Source organism: Microbispora sp. NPDC049633 (assembly GCF_040675265.1).
Lineage (GTDB): Bacteria > Actinomycetota > Actinomycetes > Streptosporangiales > Streptosporangiaceae > Microbispora > Microbispora maris.
This window is the reverse complement of sequence record NZ_JBFAOO010000317.1, coordinates 1-5561: the sequence shown is the minus strand read 5'-3', so window position 1 is coordinate 5561 and position 5561 is coordinate 1. Positions and strand designations below refer to the sequence as shown.

The 5561-nt window shown below is 73.4% G+C and carries 5 protein-coding genes; all 5 read left to right on the top strand.

Translation table 11 applies throughout. The annotated features are described in order from the left end of the window. Nucleotides 1-877, top strand: an 877-nt coding sequence (locus AB0J39_RS37860; RefSeq protein WP_363473780.1) for a hypothetical protein, incomplete at its 5' end; no start/stop codon positions are given. A gap of 98 nt (nt 878-975) precedes the next feature. After that, nucleotides 976-2010: a rod shape-determining protein gene (locus AB0J39_RS37855; protein WP_363473778.1), complete on the top strand. Its 1035-nt coding sequence runs from the start codon at nt 976-978 to the stop codon at nt 2008-2010. Beyond that, complete coding sequence (gene mreC, locus AB0J39_RS37850; protein ID WP_363473776.1) at nt 2007-2885, top strand: rod shape-determining protein MreC; 879 nt, start codon at nt 2007-2009, stop codon at nt 2883-2885. The genes AB0J39_RS37855 and mreC overlap by 4 nt, the downstream gene beginning before the upstream one ends. After that, entirely contained in the window at nt 2885-3466 is a 582-nt protein-coding gene (locus AB0J39_RS37845; protein WP_363473774.1) for a hypothetical protein, read from the top strand. Before mreC ends, AB0J39_RS37845 begins: the two co-directional genes overlap by 1 nt. Next, nucleotides 3459-5441: a penicillin-binding protein 2 gene (gene mrdA, locus AB0J39_RS37840; protein WP_363473772.1), complete on the top strand. Its 1983-nt coding sequence runs from the start codon at nt 3459-3461 to the stop codon at nt 5439-5441. The genes AB0J39_RS37845 and mrdA overlap by 8 nt, the downstream gene beginning before the upstream one ends. Nucleotides 5442-5561: the final 120 nt, after the last annotated feature.

Here is a 5561-nt window from a genome sequence, read left to right as displayed (position 1 = left end):
CGACGCGGCATCCTCCGGCACCGACCGCAGCGCGACGGCGGGGGCGAGCGGGCCGGCGACCGGGGAGACTGCGGCCGAGGCCGCCCGTCCGCTCCGGTCCCCCGCGAAGCCCGTACGGGTGCCCGCCGGGGTGACGGCCGGGTACGCCGTGGTCGACGTGACCACGGGCAAGACGGTCGTCCAGCGGCAGCAGCACCACCGGTTCCGGTCGGCGTCGGTGGTGAAGATCCTCATCGCGACCGACTACCTGGAGCGGCACAAGGGCGCCGTTCCCGCCCGGGACAAGGCGCTCCTGACGCCCATGCTGCGCGGCAGCGACGACGACGCGGCGACGGCCCTGTGGCGGCGCGGCGGCCAGGGCGAGATCGTCCGCCGCATGGCCCGCCGGATCGGCCTGACCGAAACCACCCCGCCGCCCGCGGCCAAACCCGGGTTCTGGGGCTACACCGCCATCAGCGCGGCCGACATCGCGCTCGTCTACCGGTATCTGCTGCGGCGGGCCGAACCCCGCGTCCGCGACTTCGTCCTCGGCAACCTGCGCGATGCGTCGAAGTGCGCGAGCGACGGCTTCGACCAGTACTTCGGGATTCCGCGTGCCGTCCCCCGGCCCTGGGCGATCAAGCAGGGATGGTCGGGATACGGGGCGGCTCCTCCCGTGAAGTGCATCCGCGCCACGGTGGCGTCACACCGTATCGGGGCGGTCACAATGGGCGGCAACCCGGTTGATTTCGGCCGTCCGGTGCTCCACACTACTGGCGTGATCGGCGACCGGCTGATCATGGTGGTGCTCACCATGCAGCCCTCGGGGGCGTCCTTCACGAAGTCGGCGGAGCGGGTGACGAAGCTGGCGAGAGACCTCTATCTCAGCGTCGCCTAGCGTGTCCGGTTCGTACGGGAGGGGCCGTTCTGTTTAGAGGCAGGGCCGCCGGGCAGCGATCACGCGTGCTCTCCCTCCTCTCTGAAAGCTGGTCGGCGATGGGTTTCCCGTGGGGATTGCTCGGCCGGGACATGGCGGTCGATCTCGGCACAGCCAACACGCTCGTGTACGTGCGCAAGAAGGGCGTCGTCCTCGACGAGCCCTCGGTGGTGGCGATCAACCTGCACACGGACAGGATCGTGGCGGTCGGGACCGCGGCGAAGGAGATGATCGGGCGCACCCCGCCCCACATCGCCACGCTGCGCCCGCTCAAGGACGGTGTGATCGCCGACCTCGACGCGGCCGAGCGCATGTTGCGGCACTTCATCCAGGTGGCGCACAAGAACCGTTACCTGGCCAAGCCCCGGGTCGTCGTCGCCGTGCCGAGCGGCACCACGAGCGTGGAGCAGCGCGCGGTCAGGGAGGCGGCGTACGAGGCGGGCGCGCGCCGTGTCCACATCATCGAGGAGCCGATGGCCGCGGCGATCGGCGCAGGGCTCAACGTGGGGGACACGACCGGCAACATGGTCGTGGACATCGGCGGCGGCACGACGGAGGTCGCGATCGTCTCGCTCGGCGGGGTGGTCGTCTCGAAGTCCGTGCGGGTCGGCGGCGACGAGCTCGACGAGGCGATCGTCAACTACGTCAAGAAGGAACACTCCCTGATGCTCGGCGAGCGCACGGCCGAGCACATCAAGATCAAGATGGGGAGCGCGCTGCCGGGCGGCGACGACGAGACCTCGCTGCCGATCCGGGGCCGCGACCTGGTGACCGGCCTGCCCAAGACCGCCACGATCAACCGGGCGCAGGTCAGGGAGGCGATCGAGGACCAGGTCCAGACGATCGTCGACGCCGTGCAGACCACGCTCGACCAGTGCCCGGCCGAGCTGGCGGGGGACCTCATCGACAACGGCATCGTGCTGACCGGCGGCGGCGCGCTGCTCGAGGGGCTGGCAGAACGGCTCGGAGACGCCGTCGGCATGCCGATCCACCTCGTCGACCAGCCGCTCCAGTCGGTGGTGCAGGGCGCGGGCCGGTGCGTCGAGCGCTTCGACGACATGCAGGACGTGTTCCTTCCCGAAACGCGTCGATGAGAGCCGCCGGACGCCGGACGCCCGTGCTGCTGGCGCTCGTCTCCGTCGCCCTGATCGTCGCCGACACCCTGACGCCGCTCGACCCGTTGCGGGCGTTCGGGTCGGCCGTGTTCGGCGGGCTGGAGAACGCGGCGTCCGCCGGCGTCCGCTGGGCGCCGGGGCAGCGGCGCGTGGCCGAGCTCGAAGCCGAGAACGCCCGGTTGCGCGCCGAGCTGCTCGCCGCCCGTCGCGTGACCCCCTCCCCCGCCCCGGCCGACGGCTACCGGGCCGTGCCCGCTCATGTCGTCGGCTTCGGCCGGGACGGCACGGTCACCGTCGACGCCGGCTCCGAGGGCGGCGTCGCCCGAGACATGACCGTGTTCGACGGGAACGGGCTGGTCGGCCGGGTCCTGCGATCCGGACCCGGTACGGCGACGGTCCAGCTCGCCACCGCCTCCGGCGCCTCGATCGGCGCACGGCTCGAGGGCTCGCGGGAGGTCGGCCTGGTGACCGGCGTCCCCGAGCGCGGGCTGCTGCGGCTGAGCCTGCTCAACCCCTCCGCCGAGGTGAAGCCGGGCGACCGGGTGGTGACGCTGGGCTCGCGCGACATGCGGCCGTACGTGCCGGACGTGCCGATCGGCGCCGTGGTCGCGGTCGAGCCCGCGCCGGACGCGCTGACCAGGACGGCGCTCGTGCGGCCCTTCGCCCGCTTCACCGCGCTCGACCTCGTCACCGTGGTCCTCGGACCGCTGCCGGACGCCGCGGCCCCGGCGAAGAGCGGCCCAGGCCAGAGCAGCGCGGACAAGAGCAGCGCAGATAAGAGCAGCGCAGATAAGAGCAGCGCAGATAAGAGCAGCGCAGACAAAAGCAGCACGGAGAAAGCGAAGGGGGCGTGATGAAGGCGGTCATCCTGTCCTTGCTCGTCGTCCTCGTCGCACCGGTGCTCCAGGTCGCCGTGGTCAACGGGTCGGCGCTGCCCGGCGGCGGGCCCGACGTCGTGCTGATCGGCGTCGTCGCGCTCGCGCCGCTGCTGCGGCCCAGGCCGGAGGCCAGGGGTTTGCCGGAGCGGGGCGCCGCGGGAGGAGGGGCGGAGGCGTTCCTCGGGTTCGCCGCGGGCCTGGCCGCCGACATCGCGCCGCCCGCCGACCACACCATCGGGCGGCTCGCCCTGGTTCTGTGCCTGGCCGGGTGGGCGTGCACGCGGCTCACCTCGGGCGCGACGGCCGGACGGCGGGCCGTCGTCGCCACCGCCGTGGCCCTGGGCGCGGCGCTCGCCGGGGGCGTGCTCGCGGCCCTGCTCGACGGGACGCCCTGGGGCACGGCCCTCGCGCCCGCCGCCCTCGCCTGGACCGCCGGGCTGGCCGCGCTCGTGACCGCGGCGCTCGCCCTGCTGCCCCGCCGCCGGTCGTTCGGGCGGGTGCGCAGACCGCGGGACAGACCACGCGATCCGTACGCGCCCGGGAGGCGGCTTGCGTAGGAGCGTCCACCGCGCCCGTCTCACGTTCGTGTTCGTCGTGGTGACCGCGCTCATGCTGACCCTGCTCGGCCGCCTGTGGTACCTCCAGGTCGTCACCGGCCCGACGTACGTCAGGGCGGCCACGGAGGCGCGGGTGCGCTCGGTCGTGCTGCCGCCGGTGCGGGGGCGGATCCTCGACGTGCGCGGCCGGCCGCTGGTGGCCAACGAGACCAAGCCGCAGGTGTCGGTGGACTACATGGCCCTCATCCACCAGCCCGACGGCGGGAAGGACGTGCTGACCCGGCTCGCCCGGGCGCTGGGCCGGCCGTACCAGGAGATCGCCGACCGGGCGCGGCTGTGCTCCGCGAACATGCCCCGGCCGTGCTGGCCCGGCTCGCCGTACCAGCCCATCGTCGTCGCGGACGACGTGAGCGTGCGCACGGCGCTGTGGATCGCCGAGCGGCAGAGCGAGTTCCCCGGCGTCAGCACGGCGTTGCGGCCGGTCAGGACCTACCCGCTCGGCTCGGCCGCGGCGCACGTGCTCGGCTACCTGCAGCCGCCCTCCCCCGACGACCCCGAGGGCGGCCCGGAGCTGATCGGCCGCGACGGCCTGGAGGCGGAGTACGACCGCGAGCTGGCCGGGCGGACCGGCATCCGGCAGATGGCGGTGGACAGCACGGGCAAGGTCACCGGCCTGGTCCGCGAGGAGGCCGCCGTGGCCGGGGACACCCTGGTGACCAGCATCGACGCGCGCGTCCAGGAGGTGGCCGAGCGGGCGCTGACCCGGGCGGTGACCGCCGCGCGCAAGCGGGGCGAGCCCGCCGACAGCGGCGCGGCGGTGGTGCTGGAGGCGAAGACCGGGCGGGTGACGGCGATCGCGGACTATCCCACCTACGACCCGGGCGTGTGGACCGGGGGCATCTCGCAGCGCGACTACGAGGACCTGCCGCTGGTCAGCGCCGCCGTGCAGGGGCAGTGGCCGCCGGGCTCGACGTGGAAGGTGACCTCGACCGCCGCGGCGGCGAAGGCGGGCTACTCGCTGCGGGCCTCCTACGACTGTCCCGGCGGCTACAAGATCGGCGGCCGGGTGTTCCACAACTTCGAGAGCGCCGAACTCGGCCGGATGGACATGCGCCGGGCGCTGGTGGTGTCGTGCGACACGATCTTCTACCGGTTCGCGGAGAAGATGTGGCAGCGCGACGGCGGGCTCAATCCGGTCAAACGGCCCAAGGACCCGATGCAGGCGATGGCCGAAGAGTTCGGGTTCGGCACCGCCACCGGCGTCGACCTGCCGCACGAGGCGGCGGGCAGGGTGCCCGGCCGCGCCTGGAAGAAGGCCAACTGGGAGCGGACCAAGGCCGACTCCTGCCGCCGCGCCAAGACCGGCTATCCGGAGATGTCCGACCGCAAGCGAGCGGCCTACCTCAAGGCGCTCGCCTCCGACAACTGCCGCTCCGGTGGCGTCTGGTGGGCCGGTGACGCGGCCAACTTCTCGATCGGGCAGGGCGACGTGCTGGTGACACCGCTCCAGCTCGCCCGGGGGTACGCCGCGCTCGCCAACGGCGGCACGGTCTTCAGCCCCAGGATCGGCAAGCAGGTCGTGCGAGCCGACGGCACCGTGGTCCGCACGATCACCCCGCCCGTCGTGGGCAAGGTCGACGCGTCGCGCAAGACGCTGCGGTTCATCCGCGACTCGCTGGCCGGCGTGCCGCGCACCGGCACCGCCGCCGGGGCGTTCGACGGGTACGCGTTCAAGCGCCTGCCGATCGCCGGGAAGACCGGCACCGCCGAGGCGTACGGCAGGCGGGACACCTCGTGGTTCGCCTCCTTCGGCCCGCTGAAGAAGCCCAAGTATGTCGTGGTGGTCGTCGTCTCCCAGGGCGGTACGGGCGGGACCACGGCGGCCCCGGCCGCGCGGGAGATCTGGGAGGGCATCGCCGCCCTCGGTCACGGCAAGAAGAGCAAGCACAAGAAGGACGACGGGGGAACGCGATGACGACGCTCGGTCCCCTGTCCGTACGGCTGCCGGCGGGCCGCGCGACGAGGCGCCGGTCGCAGGCTCGCCTCGCCCTGCTCCCCGCGTTGGGGCTGGTGCTGCCCGCCGCCGCGTTGTCGG